23 protein-coding genes are annotated in these 15492 nt (G+C 70.3%); 9 read left to right on the top strand and 14 right to left on the bottom strand.

The window, feature by feature from the left end:
* Positions 1-67: 67 nt before the first annotated feature.
* Positions 68-1042 (bottom strand): replication-relaxation family protein, encoded by a 975-nt coding sequence (locus ECOMGDLI_RS01125; protein ID WP_158220830.1) that lies wholly within the window; start codon positions 1040-1042, stop codon positions 68-70.
* A 518-nt stretch (positions 1043-1560) separates the two neighbouring features.
* Between ECOMGDLI_RS01125 and ECOMGDLI_RS01130 the strand changes: the two genes are divergently transcribed.
* Positions 1561-1815 carry a helix-turn-helix domain-containing protein gene (locus ECOMGDLI_RS01130; protein WP_158220831.1) on the top strand — a complete coding sequence of 85 codons (255 nt, stop codon included), beginning with the start codon at positions 1561-1563 and terminating at the stop codon, positions 1813-1815.
* A gap of 59 nt (positions 1816-1874) precedes the next feature.
* On the opposite strand, the gene ECOMGDLI_RS01135 is transcribed toward ECOMGDLI_RS01130, so the two are convergent.
* Positions 1875-2255 (bottom strand): helix-turn-helix transcriptional regulator, encoded by a 381-nt coding sequence (locus tag ECOMGDLI_RS01135; protein ID WP_088312778.1) that lies wholly within the window; start codon positions 2253-2255, stop codon positions 1875-1877.
* Positions 2256-2299: 44 nt separating this feature from the next.
* On the opposite strand from ECOMGDLI_RS01135, the gene ECOMGDLI_RS01140 reads away from it, so the two are divergent.
* The gene (locus ECOMGDLI_RS01140; RefSeq protein WP_198954418.1) at positions 2300-2941 is read left to right on the top strand and encodes a cation transporter; all 642 of its coding nucleotides are present in this window, start codon (positions 2300-2302) and stop codon (positions 2939-2941) included.
* Positions 2942-3251: 310 nt separating this feature from the next.
* Here the strand turns inward: ECOMGDLI_RS01140 and ECOMGDLI_RS01145 are convergent, their stop codons facing one another.
* From ECOMGDLI_RS01145 to ECOMGDLI_RS01155, 3 genes are all read right to left on the bottom strand, one after another.
* Positions 3252-3884 (bottom strand): cation transporter, encoded by a 633-nt coding sequence (locus ECOMGDLI_RS01145; protein WP_198954419.1) that lies wholly within the window; start codon positions 3882-3884, stop codon positions 3252-3254.
* A gap of 112 nt (positions 3885-3996) precedes the next feature.
* Complete coding sequence (locus tag ECOMGDLI_RS33535; RefSeq protein WP_143447411.1) at positions 3997-4467, bottom strand: hypothetical protein; 471 nt, start codon at positions 4465-4467, stop codon at positions 3997-3999.
* A gap of 280 nt (positions 4468-4747) precedes the next feature.
* Entirely contained in the window at positions 4748-5296 is a 549-nt protein-coding gene (locus ECOMGDLI_RS01155) for an RNA polymerase sigma factor (protein ID WP_088312782.1), read from the bottom strand.
* A gap of 225 nt (positions 5297-5521) precedes the next feature.
* On the opposite strand from ECOMGDLI_RS01155, the gene ECOMGDLI_RS33540 reads away from it, so the two are divergent.
* Positions 5522-6169, top strand: a complete 648-nt coding sequence (locus ECOMGDLI_RS33540) for a hypothetical protein (RefSeq protein WP_143447412.1) — start codon at positions 5522-5524, stop codon at positions 6167-6169.
* A 112-nt stretch (positions 6170-6281) separates the two neighbouring features.
* Here the strand turns inward: ECOMGDLI_RS33540 and ECOMGDLI_RS01165 are convergent, their stop codons facing one another.
* The gene (locus tag ECOMGDLI_RS01165) at positions 6282-6653 is read right to left on the bottom strand and encodes a MerR family transcriptional regulator (RefSeq protein ID WP_198954420.1); all 372 of its coding nucleotides are present in this window, start codon (positions 6651-6653) and stop codon (positions 6282-6284) included.
* A 107-nt stretch (positions 6654-6760) separates the two neighbouring features.
* On the opposite strand from ECOMGDLI_RS01165, the gene ECOMGDLI_RS01170 reads away from it, so the two are divergent.
* Complete coding sequence (locus ECOMGDLI_RS01170; RefSeq protein WP_088312786.1) at positions 6761-7309, top strand: hypothetical protein; 549 nt, start codon at positions 6761-6763, stop codon at positions 7307-7309.
* Here ECOMGDLI_RS01170 and ECOMGDLI_RS36385 read toward each other — a convergent pair.
* Positions 7300-8229, bottom strand: coding sequence for a hypothetical protein (locus ECOMGDLI_RS36385; RefSeq protein ID WP_088312788.1), 930 nt, complete (start codon positions 8227-8229; stop codon positions 7300-7302). The genes ECOMGDLI_RS01170 and ECOMGDLI_RS36385 overlap by 10 nt on opposite strands.
* A 286-nt stretch (positions 8230-8515) precedes the next feature.
* On the opposite strand from ECOMGDLI_RS36385, the gene ECOMGDLI_RS01180 reads away from it, so the two are divergent.
* The 3 genes from ECOMGDLI_RS01180 to ECOMGDLI_RS01190 are packed head-to-tail and all read left to right on the top strand — an operon-like array spanning position 8516 to position 9572.
* Positions 8516-8848, top strand: a complete 333-nt coding sequence (locus tag ECOMGDLI_RS01180) for a rhodanese-like domain-containing protein (RefSeq protein WP_158220832.1) — start codon at positions 8516-8518, stop codon at positions 8846-8848.
* Positions 8845-9267 (top strand): MerR family transcriptional regulator, encoded by a 423-nt coding sequence (locus ECOMGDLI_RS01185; RefSeq protein WP_088312792.1) that lies wholly within the window; start codon positions 8845-8847, stop codon positions 9265-9267. Before ECOMGDLI_RS01180 ends, ECOMGDLI_RS01185 begins: the two co-directional genes overlap by 4 nt.
* A complete protein-coding gene (locus ECOMGDLI_RS01190) occupies positions 9264-9572 on the top strand; it encodes a hypothetical protein (RefSeq protein WP_088312794.1) in 309 nt (102 codons plus the stop codon). Before ECOMGDLI_RS01185 ends, ECOMGDLI_RS01190 begins: the two co-directional genes overlap by 4 nt.
* A gap of 61 nt (positions 9573-9633) precedes the next feature.
* On the opposite strand, the gene ECOMGDLI_RS01195 is transcribed toward ECOMGDLI_RS01190, so the two are convergent.
* The 4 genes from ECOMGDLI_RS01195 to ECOMGDLI_RS01210 form a co-directional block, all read right to left on the bottom strand.
* Positions 9634-10404, bottom strand: a complete 771-nt coding sequence (locus ECOMGDLI_RS01195; RefSeq protein WP_198954421.1) for a sulfite exporter TauE/SafE family protein — start codon at positions 10402-10404, stop codon at positions 9634-9636.
* 139 nt (positions 10405-10543) lie between these two features.
* Positions 10544-11029 (bottom strand): SRPBCC family protein, encoded by a 486-nt coding sequence (locus ECOMGDLI_RS01200; RefSeq protein WP_088312796.1) that lies wholly within the window; start codon positions 11027-11029, stop codon positions 10544-10546.
* 1 nt (position 11030) lies between these two features.
* On the bottom strand, positions 11031-11504 hold the full coding sequence (locus ECOMGDLI_RS01205) for an SRPBCC family protein (protein WP_088312798.1): 474 nt from the start codon (positions 11502-11504) through the stop codon (positions 11031-11033).
* Positions 11501-11857, bottom strand: coding sequence for a helix-turn-helix transcriptional regulator (locus tag ECOMGDLI_RS01210; RefSeq protein WP_088312800.1), 357 nt, complete (start codon positions 11855-11857; stop codon positions 11501-11503). Before ECOMGDLI_RS01210 ends, ECOMGDLI_RS01205 begins: the two co-directional genes overlap by 4 nt.
* 49 nt (positions 11858-11906) lie before the next feature.
* On the opposite strand from ECOMGDLI_RS01210, the gene ECOMGDLI_RS01215 reads away from it, so the two are divergent.
* Both ECOMGDLI_RS01215 and ECOMGDLI_RS01220 read left to right on the top strand, forming a co-directional pair.
* A complete protein-coding gene (locus ECOMGDLI_RS01215) occupies positions 11907-12353 on the top strand; it encodes a helix-turn-helix transcriptional regulator (RefSeq protein ID WP_233153249.1) in 447 nt (148 codons plus the stop codon).
* Complete coding sequence (locus ECOMGDLI_RS01220; protein ID WP_088312802.1) at positions 12350-13051, top strand: cation transporter; 702 nt, start codon at positions 12350-12352, stop codon at positions 13049-13051. Before ECOMGDLI_RS01215 ends, ECOMGDLI_RS01220 begins: the two co-directional genes overlap by 4 nt.
* Positions 13052-13111: 60 nt before the next feature.
* On the opposite strand, the gene ECOMGDLI_RS01225 is transcribed toward ECOMGDLI_RS01220, so the two are convergent.
* The 3 genes from ECOMGDLI_RS01225 to ECOMGDLI_RS01235 are packed head-to-tail and all read right to left on the bottom strand — an operon-like array spanning position 13112 to position 15385.
* Positions 13112-14314, bottom strand: a complete 1203-nt coding sequence (locus ECOMGDLI_RS01225) for a cysteine desulfurase family protein (RefSeq protein WP_088312804.1) — start codon at positions 14312-14314, stop codon at positions 13112-13114.
* Positions 14311-14988: a metalloregulator ArsR/SmtB family transcription factor gene (locus tag ECOMGDLI_RS01230; protein ID WP_088312806.1), complete on the bottom strand. Its 678-nt coding sequence runs from the start codon at positions 14986-14988 to the stop codon at positions 14311-14313. The genes ECOMGDLI_RS01225 and ECOMGDLI_RS01230 overlap by 4 nt, the downstream gene beginning before the upstream one ends.
* A 46-nt stretch (positions 14989-15034) precedes the next feature.
* Positions 15035-15385, bottom strand: coding sequence for a DsrE/DsrF/TusD sulfur relay family protein (locus ECOMGDLI_RS01235; RefSeq protein ID WP_088312808.1), 351 nt, complete (start codon positions 15383-15385; stop codon positions 15035-15037).
* Between the last annotated feature and the right edge of the window lie 107 nt (positions 15386-15492).

Genomic DNA, 15492 nt, shown 5'->3' on the forward strand with positions numbered 1-15492 from the left:
TTTCTGTTGTCCCTCGACCGTAGGCGATCGACCCAACCAGGCAAGCTCCCGAGAGCGGCTGGTTGGGTCAGTTGGGTACGTCGTCGACCAACTGGCCGTTGGCGTCGAACTGGCCCTCGTTCTCGAACTGGCCCTCGTCGTGGGGTGGGGGCTGGCGGAGCAGGAACAGGGGGTCCTGGTCGGCGATGGGCGGGCCCGGGTGATAGGGCCCGGGCCGCCCGGGGCTGCTGGGCAGGTCGATCAGGCAGCACCGAGTCGTGGCGCCGTCCAGCAGCCAGACCGGACCGGTCAGGGCGTCCGGGCTCGTCGCCGCGGCCGTGGGCGTCGTCGTGGCGACGATGACGCCTGGCCGCTGCGGGCGGTGGGCGAGGAGGTCGTGGAGGTGGGCCTCACGGGCCGACCCAGGGAGGTGGAACAGGACGGGGTAGTCGGGGCCGCCGGCGGCCTGGAGTCGGGCGTAGGGGTCGAGCTTGCCGATCAGGCGGGCCAGGGGTTCGGTTCCGGTGTCGTACTCCAGCCAGAATCCGACCTGCCGGTCGCCGTCGTGGCCGTGGGTGTCGTTGTCCTCGGCCCAGACGCCGTGTCCGTCGGGGTGAACTCGCTGTCCGACGGCTGCCGCCGTCCGTGCTGGTCCCCACCAGCGCGCCAGTTGGGTGCCTGGGTGGGTCCGGCTGTAGGCGAGGAGGTCGATGAACACCTGGTTGGCGCCGTGGGTGTGGGTCAGGTGCGTACTGGCGGCGATCGCTTCGACCCGGTCCCGCCAGGCTCGTGGTGTGGGTGCGGAGCTGCCCTGGTGGACGGCGTGGTAGCGGGCCGCGAGCAGTCCGGCGACCCAGTACGTCTGGCGGTGCTGGCCGGTGCGGACGGGGGTGAACCGGTCCACCCAGCGCAGGTGTCGCAGCCGGTAGAGGCGGGCCCGGGCGGTGGACGGCGAGTCGAACAGGACGGCAGTGAGCTGGCCGGTGGTCAGGGTGCGGTGCTCGACGAGCAGAGCGGCGATTACGTGGTCGCGGGGCTGGAGCTGGTGGACGACGGCGAGCATTCTGGATGGCTGATTATGATCCCCCGTACGGGAGGGTGCCCTCTTAGGGGCTTGTCGGGGTCGGCCCGGCGGCGTCGGATCGGGCATCGCGGGCCTCCTACCTGCACGAATGCGCCAACGGCCGAGCCGTGGACGGCTCGGCCGTTGCTGGGGGGTTGTCGGGGGTTTCTCGGGGACTTGTCGGGGGTTTGTCGGGCCCGTCTACGACGACGCGGATCATCTGGCCCGGCAGGCGGAAGGGTGACTGGCTGAGGGCGCACTGCGGCCCCCAACGGTGGGGGTTGAGGCCCCAGGGGGACCGCAGTGGCCCCGGCTGGCTTCGGCTCGAACCCTCAACGCTCTCGCCGACGCACCGGGCGTCCAGGTCCTGGTTGATGCGGGGAGCTTGAGACTCAACCCGCATCAACCGGACACGTAGGAGGCTATGGTGTTGCGATACGCAGCGTCAAGATGCAAAACGCAGCAATCACTCACGCGGCGGTGTTGGTCGGACCTGCGCTCGTTCCACCATGTCACTCGTGTCCCAGCCGCTGTCCGCGCTCCTTGCGCGCAACGTCGCGGCTGAACGCGTGCGCCGACGCTGGACCCAGGCCGAACTCGCCGGCCAGCTCGGCGTCTCCCGTGCCACGGTCGGCGGTTGGGAAGCCGGCTCTCGCCAGATCGGCGTCGACTGGCTGCTACCGCTGTGCGGCGCCCTCGACGTCCCGCTGGCGAAGTTGCTCGACGGCCTCGACGGCCCCGGCATGCAGCGACTCGGCATAGACCGTCGTTGACGTCCGTGGACGGCGGTTTGTTAGCCACGCCTTGGCATCGGGTCAGGGTCTCGGCAAAGTCAGGTTTCGAGGACCGATCGCGTAGCCGGCGGTGTCGTCTCGGGTCCGTGCGTTCCCGCCGGGAGGGTTCGGGTGTCGAGGCCACCGACCAACTGGGCGAGCTTGTCGAGGTCGGGGTGGGCGAGTTCGTAGCGGTTGGCGCGCCCTTGGGCGGTGGCGGTGACCAGGCCTGCCTCGCGCAGGGCGCGCAGGTGGTAGGAGACCAGAGACTGGCTCAGGCCGGTGACGCGTTCGAGGTCTCGGACCGAGCTGGTGGTTCCGGCCAGCCACAGGGTGATGAGGAGGCGTTCGGGGTTGCCCAAGGCCTGTAGCACCGGCGCCCAGGTGTGGGCCAGTCGCCGGCATTCGTCGACGACGGCGGAGTCGACCTCACTACTCATCAAGAATCCTTGCTGATAGTTGGAAGTGTTGCTACTTTACGGGGATGGTCCTCGTCCCGGCTACCGCCGGGTCCCCTGATCGGCTCGCGCTGGCCGCGCGGGTCCGGGTGCTGTCCTGGGTGACGTTGGTGTGGTTGGCGATCGACGGCGTGGTGGGGATGAGCGCCGGGATCGCCGCGGACTCGGTCGCGTTGATCGGATGGGGCCTGGACTGCGCGATCGAGGCCGCCGCCGCGCTGGTGATCATCTGGCGGTTCAGTGGCGACCGGATCCACTCGGTCACCGCTGAGCGCCTGGCGCAGAAGGTGGTGGCCGTCTCCTTCATCCTCCTGGTGCCCTACATCGTGGTCGCCGCCATCGACCACCTGGCCACCGGGAACGCTGCGGGCGGCAGCTGGGTCGGGATCGGGCTGGCCGGCATCGACGCGGCGCTGATGCCGATCCTCGGGCGAGCCAAGAAGCGCCTCGGCCGCCAGCTCGGCTCCCACGCCACCAGCGGCGCCGGCACCCAGAACATCCTTTGCGCCTACCTGTCGATCGCGGTCCTGATCGGCCTGGTCGCAAACGCCGCCCTGGGCTGGTGGCGGGCCGACCCCATCGTCGCCCTGGTCGTGGCCGCAGCCTGCCTGCAGGCAGGGTGGAACACCTGGCGCGGCAACACCTGCGACGACGAGATCAGCTGCTAGCCGGACGAACACGGTGACAGCGTCGTTAGGGCCGCGTGTGTCCGTGGACCCGCGATCGGTCAGCTCGTGCACCTCGGGCGGTCGCTGATGGAGGCTGCCTCGCTCATAGCGCCCTCGGTGGCCTTCGTAGTATCGGCGGCGGGTGATGTGTCTCTCCCGTGGGGCTCGGCAGCAGCGACGAGGCCGCGCGCTGACCCAGCAAGTTGACCCTGACCCGCCCGGGGTCTCGTGCCGAAGCGGGATGCGGAGTCGTGCAGAACCGCTTGGGTCGGCCACCCAGCGAGGATGGAGTTCTGGTCCTTCTGGGTGATCATTCGATCCTTTCACCGGCCAGGGCTCTGGCGGCCAGTCGCTCTTCTTCACTGACCTCCCACACTTCCCATCCAGCGCGCAGCGCCAGAGCGATGATGACGCAGCCGAGGATGAGGTCGGGCCAGCCGGACCGCACCCAGATGGTGCAGATGCCCATGGCGATGATGGCGAGGTTGACCAGAACGTCGTTACGCGCTGACAGGAACGCGGCAGCGCTCAGCGAACCGCCGTGATGTCGAACGCGGGCCAAGAGCCAGGCGCTGGTGCCGTTCACCGCGATCGCTCCGAGCGATGCGACCACCAGCGGCACCACGTCGGGGATGCGGGGGGCTGTGAGTCGGTGGATCGCTTCCCATCCCGCCAGGACGGCGGGAGCAAGGATCACCAGTGTCATCACCTTCCCCAGGCGTGACCGGCGCGCAAGCGGCCACCCCAGTGCGATGAAGATCAGCAGGTTGATCGAGGTGTCCTCGAGGAAGTCGACACTGTCGGCGAGCAGAGACACCGATCCGGCCATCAACGCGACGCTGAACTCGACGAAGAAGTACCCGAAGTTCAAGGCGGCCACGATCAGCACTGCGCGCCGCAGTCTGACGGCGTCAAGCTGCGCCATCCCGGCCGGTTGTTCCATGACCACGAATGTATCGGCGTCGATCTCGTCGATCAGCAGTCGACTGCCTGGCTGCCATGTGGGTCGCGGCGAGGAGATCGTCGTGCTGAGCCGTCGTCACCCAAGGCTTGTGTCAGGTGAGGTCGAGCAGTTCACCGACCTCGTGGACGGCCGCGGGGTCGGTGCTGAGCAGCAGCATGGTGTGGGTGTCCGGTCCGCACAGGACGGTGATGTCGTCCGACTGCAGGCTCCAGGCGGTCTCAGTGCCCGGGATCTCGCGGGACTGGTCGGTTTCGGGGAAGGGCCGGCTGCTGCGGTAGACGGCGAGTCTGGACCCTGAGTTGGCGCGGTAGGCGTACATCGTCACCTCCGCCTGGTCTTGACGGCCGGTTCCGGCCGCGACCAGCCGCAGACCGAGCGCTGTCAGGTCCGGGGCCGGCTCGGACGGCACCGCGGTCCCGGGGAGCCGATCGTCTCGGAAGCTGGCCAGCGCGGCATCGAGCGCTGCGGTGGTCGCGATCGCTGCAGTTGGACCTTGCTCGGAAGTCGGCCGCCACGGCTGCCACACCGAGGCCGCCATGGCGAGGGCCAGTCCGGTCGCCACCACCGTCAGAATCAGCCTTGGGCGAGGCCGCCGGGCTAGTGGCAGGTCCGCGGCCCGCTGACCTGCTGCGGGATCGGCGGCGGCCGCCGCGACGCTTGCTCGTAGGTGCTCCCGGAGCCCTGCCGGTGCGGCCTGGTGAGCACTTTCGGCCAGTTCCCGGCCGCGTCGGGCCAGGCTGACCTCGCGCCAGCAGGCCTCGCACGTCAGGAGGTGCTGGTCGTGGCGGGCGCGGGCCCGGGCCGGCATGTCGGTCAGGTAGGCAGCGGCCAGCGCCTCTGGGTCAGGGCCCATCCGACACCTCCCGGGGCTGTCGCTGTTCGGCTCGCTCATCGGTCAGGATCAACGCCAGTGTCTTGCGGCCGCGGTGCACGCGGGCCAGGACCGTCCCGCGGGGTGCGGCAGTGATGGTGGCGACCTGGGCCGCGGTGAACCCGCAGATGTCCATCAGGGTGATCGCGATCCGCTGGACCTCGGGCAGAGTCCACAGGGCCGACTCGATCCGGTCGTTGCCCAGTCGCTCCAGCGCCGCGTCGGCGGTGTCGACGGCCGAGGGCAGGTCGGGGGCGGGGCGGTCGTCCAGCAGTGTGTTGTGGCGGGCGTGCCTTCGCAGCGCGTCGCGGCCCACATTGAGGCAGATGGTGGCCAGCCAGGCCCCGACATCGTCGGGCCGCCGTCGGCCCCAGGCGGCGTACCCCCGTAGGTAGGTCTCCTGCACGATGTCCGGCGCGTCCTGAGGATGCGGGGCCAGCCTGCGGGCAAGGGCGTGGACCACGTCGGCATGCACCAACGCGGCCTGCAGGAAGTCCTCGCCCTGCCCCGAGCGGTTCATCTGCGCGTTTCACCACCCCTCACTGACAGGGACGTCTCGGACGTCACCGTGATTGCAGCACGCCCCGATCAGACCTGATGCAACCCCGATGCAATCAGCCCAGCACCGCCGGCGTCCCTACCAGCGACGACCCTCACCGAAGCCGCCGATGGCGAACCGCGACCTGCTCCATCCGAGTGAGCACGGGGGAGTGCGTCTGGCGACCACCGACCCGAAGGACTCGACATGCTGCTGACCCGCGCCAGGATCCTTACTGCCACCCTGCTCCTGGTGTCCGCCGGCGCGTTCGCCGCCGGCGTCGCTCTCGAACGCGGCGCCACCAGCGCGGAAAGCACTTCGGCCACCATCGCATCCAGCCCCGCGGAACCAGCCAGCACGGCCCAAGGCCCGGCGGCGACGACGACCGGTGATGGGGACGGTGGCCAGGAAGGAGCGGCTACCTCGACACAGCCCAGTTCTGCCGACGGAGCCGTTTCAGAAGCATCCAAAGCCCCTGCAGTGGCTGGAGAGTCAGGCGCTGAGTCGGGGACCGAGTCGGGGGCGGTGCATGCGGCGCAGGGCAGCTCGGAGAGCCTGCTCGGCGTCAACCCCGAGTCCACCTCGCTGGTCGTGGCCGCGGTCCTGCTGTCCGTGCTGCTGGCTGTCCTTGTCCTGACCGTGGGGTCTCCTCTGGTCGCGGTCGCCATCACCGCCACGATGGTTGCTTTCACGGCCCTCGATGTCCGGGAGATTGCCCACCAGCTGAACGAGTCGCGCCCGGGTCTGGCCTCCCTGGCGGCTGTGGTTGCGCTCCTGCACCTGCTGGCGGCCGTAGCTGCCTTCTCCGTGATCCGAGGCAGCGTGTCCAGGCGTGAGGTCAAGGCTCACGCATGACGCGGAACCTCCGCGCCGCGCCCGCTCCGACCCGATTCCGGCGCCCACCTCCAGCGGTCCATCGCCGGCCCGGTCAGCCCTGGGTTCAGTCACCCTTGGCGGGTCGGCAGGTTCAGGTCGGGTCGGCTGTGGGGTCGGTGCGTAGTTCGCAGCGGCCGGCGCTGCAGCATTCGAGGACGGCTTGAAGGTCGTTCTGGACGGTGGTCAGTTCGGCCAGCCGGGCGCGGGTGCGGTCCAGGACTTCCTCCAGCCGCCATCTCTCGGACTGGCACGTGGCGTCCGGGCGGTCGTGCGCGCGCAGCGCGTCGGCGACCTCGTCCAGCGTCATGCCCAGGGCCTGCAGTCTGCGGGCCAGGGCGATCGTGGCGACCGCCGCCGGGGTGTAGAGCCGGTACCCGGAGGGGAGCCGGCCTGCGGGTGTGAGCAGCCCGCGTCGTTCGTAGTAGCGGACGGTGTCGATGCTGACCTCGGCCTGGCGGGCCACGGTGCCGATCCTCAGCAGCCGTCCACCGACATGCTCTTGACTCTGGACCATGGTCCAGAGTCTACGGTCCATCCTGACCGACCGGAATCCATCTGAGGAGCGGACCGATGACCGATGCGACTACCAGCGTCCCCACAGCCACGAAGCACCCGACAGTGAACCCGGCCGACGGGCTGAGCACGTCGGGGCCGGCCCTGCCGGCCGTGGTATGCGACATGACTGACGCGCCGGACACCGGCCAGGAACGGCTGCGCGAGTACGCCCGCCTGTTCGACGCGGCCTTCATCTCGCGGGAACACACCGAGGTGGGAATGCGATGGCGGTTGCGCGCCGACGACGGCATCGAGGCCTGGGCCAGGGACCTGGCCGCGCGGGAGAACGCCTGCTGCGCGTTCATGACCAACACCGTCACAGTGGTCGCCGACCAGGTGCTGTGGGAGGCCACCACGATCGACGACGACTCGGCCCGCGCGGTGCTGGACCTGTTCTACGAGTTGCCCGAGCAGCGGTGGACCGACGTGGAGCAGGTCCACGACCGGTTCGTCGCCGCCACCGGCGTGCCGATCGTGATCACCGAAGGCCAGGTGACCCGGCCCGCCGAACTGCGGGAGATCCGGTCCGGCCGTGCCCACGCTCCCCTGTCCGGTCAGGGGTGAGCGGCACCGGTCGCGGCGTGGGTTCCGGATCGTGCCGCGGCCGCCGCGCCCAGCAGCAGGACCAGTAGCCCGTACAGGCCCAGCGGCGCGGCTGCGGCGTCTCCGAAGGCCTGGGTGGCGATCCCGGCGGCGATCGCGAAGTCACGCATGCCCACGGGCAGGGTCAACGCCACCTGCTCGGGCGCCGGCAGGCCGGCGCTCAGCAGCAGTCCCAGGGCGGTGGAGCCGACCAGGAACAGCAGCAGGGCGGCCGCCACCATCAGGTACTGCCGGCTCAGCTCGATCTGTCCGGCGACGAGCCAGGCCAGGAGCAGGACCAACACCAGGCTCCCGGTCTGGCTCGCCTGGGCCGGGCCCGGCCGGTCCCGAAGCAGGGCTCGCACCCCGACCCCGACCAGCAGCGGAAGCGCGACCACCAGCAGCAGGCCCCCCAGGATGCTGGCCGGGTCGGCGCTGGCTCCGCGGGCCAGCGCGCTCAGCGCCGGGCCCGCGATCAGGACGCTGAGCAGGGTGGATCCGATCAGGACGGTCATCGCGGCCGTGGCGGGACCACCGGCCAGTGCAACCAGCGCCACGGAAGCGACCTCGGCGGGGGCGACACCGGCCGACAGGACCCCACCGCGCAGGGCCGGATCGTCCACCAGCCGGCTGCAGGACCACGCCAGCAGCGGCAGCACCGCCGCCGCGCCCACCGTGACGACCAGGCAGCGGCCCAGCAGCGCCCGGGGTGGGAACAGGCCACCCGGGTCGACGCCGAGCCCTACCGAGAACACCAGCAACGCCAGCGCGATGCTGATCCCGTCCACATCGGCGACCGCCCGGGGCAACCCCGGCACGGCTACCCCGAGCGTGCCGACCCCCAGGACCAGAAGCACCAGGCGTCGCTCGAGCCACCCGGCCAGGGCGAGCACGCCGTCCATCCCGGATACCTCCAGCGCGTGGCCAGACGAGAGTGCTGACGCACGATGTCTACACGACCCACCCAGCACCCGGCACCTGTGGACGTGACCTGGATCACGGCACGGCGGGCTTGAATCCGGTACCCAGGTACAGCCTTAGGGTCGATCACGTGAGCAACCCATCACCCCGCATCGCACGACCGCCGAGGGGAAGGCTGATGGCCCACCAGGATCGCCCGCACCGAGCCGGCGGCGGGCTACCGGCCGCCCCGCGAGCCGGACAGCGGGAGGTCTGGTCATGAGGAGCGTGACCCTGGACGAGTTGGTCACCCTGCTCGACGACGGCTCGGCGGTGCTGGTCGAGGCGCTCTCGGTGGCCGCGTACCAGGCCGGGCACCTACCTGGCGCCGTCAACGTTCCCGGACCGCTGTCCGTCGACCTCGCCGTCGCCTTGGTCCCGCGCAGGTCCGAGTCTGTGGTGGTGTACTGCTCCGGCCCGGGGTGCGGGCGCTCCACCCTGACCGCCCGCGCGTTCGAACACCTCGGCTACAGCGACGTACGGGTCTATCCCGGCGGCAAGGCCGAATGGGCCGAAGCGGGCCTGCCGCTGACTTCTCGTGACCCGGTGACCGGACGATGAACCGGGGCCTGCGCACCAGCGAGGTCGCCGAACGGGCCGGGGTCAACGTCCAGACCCTGCGGTACTACGAACGACGCGAACTGATCACCACCCCGCAACGCAGCCCGGGCGGACACCGCACCTACCCTGCCGAGACCGTCACCCTGATCGGGGTGATCAAAGCCGCGCAACGACTCGGGTTCACCCTGGACGAGATCGCCGACCTGCTCGCCACCGGCCGGCGCGCGCACCCGACGCCCGACCTTCAGGACCGGGCCCGGGCCAAGCTCGACGAGATCGACCACAAGCTCCGAGACCTCACCCTGATCCGCGACACCCTCAACCAGGTGATAGCCGCCGACTGCGACAGCCTGACCGCCTGCTCCTGCCACGACTGCCCCCTGCCGTTCGCCTCGCTCGCCGAAGGAGCCACCCCGTGACCATTCAGGACCACAACCCCGATCGCGCCGACCTCGCCGACCTCCACCCCACCGACAGCCGGCCACCGCGCCGCAGCAAGATCGCCGCCGCCCTCGCAGCGCTGGCCTGCGCCGCGTGCTGCGCGCTCCCGGTCCTGATCACCGGCGGCCTGCTCACCGCCACGGGCGCCGCACTGACCGAGAACATCCTTCTGGCCACAGCCGGCCTCCTGATCGCCGCGGCAACGGGGATGTGGTGGCTCAAGCGCCGCACCGCTGCCAAGCTTGCAGACTCAGGCTGCGCCTCCGGCAACTGCTCCTGTTAGTTCACCCCCGATCGTCGCTGAACGCTCCAGCACGACCCCAGCACAGCGAGGGAGGGGGTCCCTACTTGTGGGTCCACACCTTGATGGCCGAGGCGAGGAGCAGGGCGATGAGGACGGGGACCAGGAGGACTGCAGGGGCAATGCCGAGGAGTTGGCCGCCGATGACGGTGCCGGTGACGGAGCCTGCGCCCATCACCGTGAGGAACCGGGTGTTAGCGCGCAGGACGGTGAAGCTGGCGTCGCGGCTGTAGCGGGTGAACGCGGCGAGCATGGTCGGCAGCGAGACGGCCAAGGACAGGCTGCCTGCGATCTTGATGTCGACCCCGTAGAGCAGCACGAGGGTGGGGATCAAGAGCTCGCCGCCCGCGACGCCCATGAGGGCTGCGACGACGCCGATCGCGGTCCCGGCGGCCAGCCCGACGATCACGCGTACGGCAGGCGGCAGGTTAAGTGTGGTTAGGGTGCCGAGGTGGTTGGCGGCCAGGGCGGTAGCGATCAGGACGAGCAGGACGGCAAGGACCCGGTAGAGGGTGGTCGAGCGCATCCGGGTGGCCCAGGACGCGCCTAGCCAGGCACCGACGACACTGCCGGCGAGCAGGTTGACCACGACGGTCCAGTGCGGGGACAGGTCGTGCAGGGGCACGGCTGCGAGCCGGGCGGGCAGGGCGCTGGCGACGACGACGAGGCTGAGGGCCTTGTTGACAATCACGGCCTGCAGGGCGACGAAGCCGAACAGGCCGATCAGCAGCGGGAGCCGGAACTCCGCCCCGCCCAGTCCAATCATCCCACCCAGGATCCCGACAGCCGCGCCGGCGGTGAAGACGACAGGCATCCCTCGCTGCTGCCGCATCGGGGCAGCCAAGGCCACAGCCGCGGAGCCCGGCCCCGCCGGGGCATCGGTGGCAGGGTTGTTCGACGAGGGGTTGCTTGGCGCCTGCACGTCCGCACCTAGCCGGACCGCATCCGGGGCCTCACTCATTCCCGGACCGAATGCGAGCGCTCGCTTCGATGGTGCGCTTGAGGTCGGCCAGGTTGTTGGGCATCTCGGTGCGGGCTTGTCGACGGACGACGAGGGGGACGAGCAGTCTGCCGATGCCGTGTCCGGTGAAGTCGACGGAGATGGTGAGTCGGCTGCGGTTGCCGTCGAGGGGTTCGACGGTGAGGTCGACGATGGCGCGGATGGGTCCGTCGGTGCCGCGGACGCCCCAGGTCCTGGGCGGGTCGACATGGGTGATCAGGGAGGTGGACGACCGGTTCGCGCCGCCGATGCGTCGGGTGGTCATGCATCGGGTGCCGATCGTCGGCGCCGCAGGTGGAACGCCTGCGGCCGCTGTGTGCTCGAGGTGGCCGTCGACGACCCCGGCCTGCCATTGGCTGAAACGGGTCGGGTCGGTGGCATACGCGTACACCTCCGCGGCACTGCGGTTGATGTCGGTGCTGACGACCGTCGCGGTCACGTCAGGCACCACCGGTTAGCAGGTCGGCGTACCTGGCCAGGTACAGCGGCCAGCCGTCGTCGGTTCCGATGCCGTCAGCTACGGCTTCCCAGCCCGGCCCGTGGCGGTCGAGGTGGCGGTGCTCGAGCTCGACGCGGGTGCGGTCGGGGGTCTCGGGAACGAACCGGACCTCGACCTCGCTGGTCAGGGCCGGGTCGGACTCGACCTGCCAGGTCGGGCCGATGTCCCAGCTGAACACCACCCGTTGCGGTGGGTCGAACGCGAGCACGCGCGCCCACCTGCACTCGGAGCCGTCTTCCCCGCGGTCGTAGATGTGGCCCCCGACCCGCGGCTCGAAGACGGTCTGGGCGATCGGCGAGGCGAGCATGTTGTGCTCTCGTGGTTTGAAGTCGCCGAACCGTTCGGTGAAGGCATGAAACGCCTTGTCCTGCGGCGCCTGGACGACGACCGTCCTGCGGACCACGGCCTCGGTCATGAGTTCTCCTCGGGTTGCGACTCGGCCGGTGACGGCTCGGTGAGTCGTGCCTGCGCGGTGACGTCGGCGTAGCCGGCCAGGGCGCGCTGCCAGTAGGTGTCGAGCTGGTCCCGCAACGCGGCCACCGCGCTGGGATTGAGCCGGTAGATCCGCCGTGTCCCGGCAGCTCGTTCGCTGACCAGCCCGGCGTCCTTGAGCACCTTCAGGTGCTGCGACACCGCCGACCGCGTGACAGGCAGTCCAACCGCGAGCTCACCGACCGCAAGTTCGCGGTCCGCCAGCCTCGCAACGATCGCCCGCCGAGTCCCGTCGGCGAGGGCGTCCCAGCCATCAACTGCTCGGTGAGTATCCACTAACGGTTAGAATTCACTAACAGAATCCCTGCGTCAAGGGTCGGTCAGTGTGCTCGGTCATATCCAGGAGTGGAGCCTTCCGGCCGCGAAGATCTATCATCGCAAGGTGACGATGTTAGCGGTGAACCTCGATGGGCATGGCGAGGGAATCTCGGCCGCCGATGCGGAGGTGGGGTTGGTCGCTGCGGCGAGCCTGTTCCGGGGGTTGGGTGATCCGTCGCGGCTGGCGATCGTGAACCACCTGCTGCTCGGGCAGCACAACGTGCGGGAGCTGACCGAGCACCTGGGGTTGGCGCAGTCGACCGTCTCGGCCCATCTGCGGTGCCTGCTCGACTGCCGCATGGTCGCGGTGCAGGCGGTGGGGCGCTCGTCGGTGTACTCGCTGGTTGTCGGGCCGGAGGTGCTCGAGGTCCTTCGGGCCGCAGAGACGCTGCTGTCCGCCACCGGCCAGGCAGTGGTGCTGTGTCCCAGGTTCGGCGTCGGGGCAGCCTCGTGAGCGGGACGGCGATCGCGCTCGAGGCCGGCGCGCGAGCCCGGCTGGGACGGCGGGCGCAGCAGCTGGCTGCCGCCTCGGTCGCGTACAACCTCGTCGAGGCGGTCGTCTCGATCGCCGCCGGCGCCGCGGCGTCCTCGATCGCGCTGGTCGGGTTCGGGCTGGACTCGATCGTGGAGATGTCCTCCGGGCTGGTCATCCTGTGGCAGTTCCGTCACCCACTGCCCGAGACCCGCGAACGCCAGGCGCTGCGACTGATCGGGATCTCATTCTTCGCCCTCGCCACCTACGTGACCTTCGAGTCGGTGCGGGCCCTGACGGGCGGCGACCAGGCGAACCCGTCACGGATCGGGATCGCCGTCGCCGCCCTGTCTCTGATGGTGATGCCGTTCCTGTCGTGGGCGCAGCGCCGCACCGGACGACGACTCGGGTCGGCCGCGGTGGTCGCCGACTCGAGCCAGACCCTGCTGTGCACCTACCTTTCGGCGGTGTTGCTCGCCGGGCTCGCGCTCAACGCAGCGTTCGGCTGGTGGTGGGCCGACGCCGTGGTCGGTCTGCTCGTCGCCAGCCTCGCCGTACGCGAAGGAAGGACGGCCTGGCGAGGCGAGGCCTGCTCTTGCGCGCCGATCGCCCAGGATTCGGGTCGCGAAGGGGCCGGGGACGACGCGTGCGGCTGCCCCGACCAAGGATGCGAGTCGTGACCGGACGGCCATGGTGAAGGCCACCAGGGATGTGTGTCGTTCCTGGGTTCTGGTGGCCGATCAGGTCACGGCGGCTGCAGCGCCCAGAGCGTCGGCGGCGGCCGTGACCGACGCGTGGGTCGTCCACCGCCCGAGTGAGAGGCGGACCGCGGAGAGTGCCTGCTGAGGTGTCCGTCCCATCGCGGTCAGGACCGGTGACGGCTCGGTTCGGCCGCTGTGGCAGGCCGATCCGGTGGACGCGGCGACCGAGGGGAGATCGGCGAGCAGGGCGTCGGCGCTGAGTCCGTCGATGCTGATGTTGAGGGTGTTGGGCAGCCTGCCGTGCAGCGGACCGTTGAGGTGGACCCTGCCCGGGAGTCGTTGTTCCAGTAGGTCGTGCAGGGTGTCACGCAGGTCGCGCAGGCGCTCGGTCTCGCCGGCGGCGATGGCGTGGGCGGTGAGATCCGCGGCAGAGCCGAGGGCCACGGCGAACGCGACGTTCTCGGTACCCGCGCGCAGTCCGCGTTCTTGCCCGCCGCCGGGGACGACGGGCTCGAGGCGGAGCCCCTCGCGAACGTAGAGGGCAGCGATTCCCTTGGGGGCGTACATCTTGTGCCCGACGACGGTGAGCAGGTCTGCCCCGAGGGTGTCGACGTGGACGGCGACCTTGCCGATGCTCTGGGCCGCATCGGTGTGCAGGAGCGCGCCGTGGGCGTGGGTGACCTCGGCGAGTTCGGCGATGGGTTGGATGGTGCCGGTCTCGTTGTTCGCATGCATCACAGTGACCAGGACCGTGCGGTCGGTCATGGCGTCGGCGAGGGCGCCGGGGTCGACCAAGCCGTCGGTGTCGACGGGTAGGTAGGTGACGTCGATGCCGTGGAGGCGGTGCAGGGCTTCACATGCACGCAGGACGGCGGGGTGTTCGGTGACCTGGGTGATGACGTGCGGGCGGCCGTGCGCCCACCGGGTCGGGTCGTCGGTGAGGGCGGCCAGGACGACGCCGCGGATGGCGAGGGTATCGGCCTCGGAGCCGCTGCCGGTGAAGACGATCTCGCCCGCGGCAGCGCCGACGAGGGCGGCGACCTGGGCTCGGGCGGCGGCGAGAGCCGCGCGGGGAGCGGTGCCGTTGGCGTGGCTGCTGGACGGGTTGCCGAAGTGCTCCGCGAAGTACGGCCGCATGGCGTCGGTGACTCCTGGGTCGATCGGGGTGGTGGCGTTGTAGTCCAGGTAGATCGGTCCGTTCCGGAACGGGCCGGCTCCCGTGTCGGTGGCGATGTCGGTCATGCGACGTCGTCCGCGAAGGCGGTGGCGACGGGGAGGTCGGCGAGACGCCACTCGAGCATGCCGTGGCGCAGGCGGGCGGCGGGGCGTCCGTCGGCGCGCAGGCGGCGGACGGCGTCGTGGGCCATGACGCAGTAGGCGCCGCGGCAGTAGGCGACGATCTGCCGGTCGGCGGGAAGGGTGTCGAGGCGGTCGGCGAGCTCGGCGAGCGGGACGGACACGGCGCCGGGGATGTGCCCGGCGGCGTACTCCTCGGCGGGGCGGACGTCGATGACGGTGACCTGGCCGGCACGGGCGCGGCGCAGCAGCTCGTCGCGGTCGACGGCCTCGGTGTCCTCGGGGCCGAGATAGGCGCGGGCGGCGGGCTGCAGGTCGCTGAGGTGGGTGGCGGCGACCTCCTGGAGGTGGCCGTACAGGGCGGCGACGTCGGGGCCGGTGAGGCGGTAGTGGACGCGGACGCCGTCCTTTCGGGTGGTGACGAGGTGGGCCTGCTTGAGGGTCTGCAGGTGTGCCGAGCAGGTCGTCACGCCCAGGTTCGCGGTGCGGGCGAGGGATTCCACGGTGCGTTCGCCCTGGGCGAGGAGGTCGAGCAGCTCCAGCCGCTTGGGGCTGGCCAAGGCCTTGCCGATGCGGGCGAACTGCTCGAACAGTGCGTCCTTGTCCGCGCGGCGGCTCATCGCGTGCCTTCGTTCCACAGGCGCCTGGCGGTCAGACGTCTGACGGTCAGAAGGAGATGACCTTGTCGGCCCACAGCGTCCAGTCGGTGCACAGGTCCAGCGTTCCGCGCTCCGCGCCGTCCACGAGGGAGACATCGGTCAGGCCGCGGGCGTCCAGGCAGGTCCCGCAGCAGCCGATCTGGCCGCCGTGCCGGAGGACACCGGACGTCATCCGGTCGAGGTGGTAGTAGCCGTCGGGCACCTTCTGGCCGGCGACCGCCGCCCCGACCGAGTCGCCGAACAGGAACACCCGCACCTCGACGTCGTCGCGGTGGGCCAGTGACCCCGCCAGTCGCAGCCCGTTCCAGGTCCGCTCGCTCCCGTAGGGAGGGTCGTTCAGCAGTATGAGGATCTTCACCCATCCGACGATACCGTCCAATCTTCCAGAGATTATTGGACTATAGTCCCGATCGGTTGTCCACGTTGGGATATCGCAGGGGCGAGCGAGGAGGCTGACGTGGCGAG

It is taken from the genome of Kineosporia sp. R_H_3 (assembly GCF_002198675.1).
Taxonomy (GTDB): Bacteria; Actinomycetota; Actinomycetes; order Actinomycetales; family Kineosporiaceae; genus R-H-3.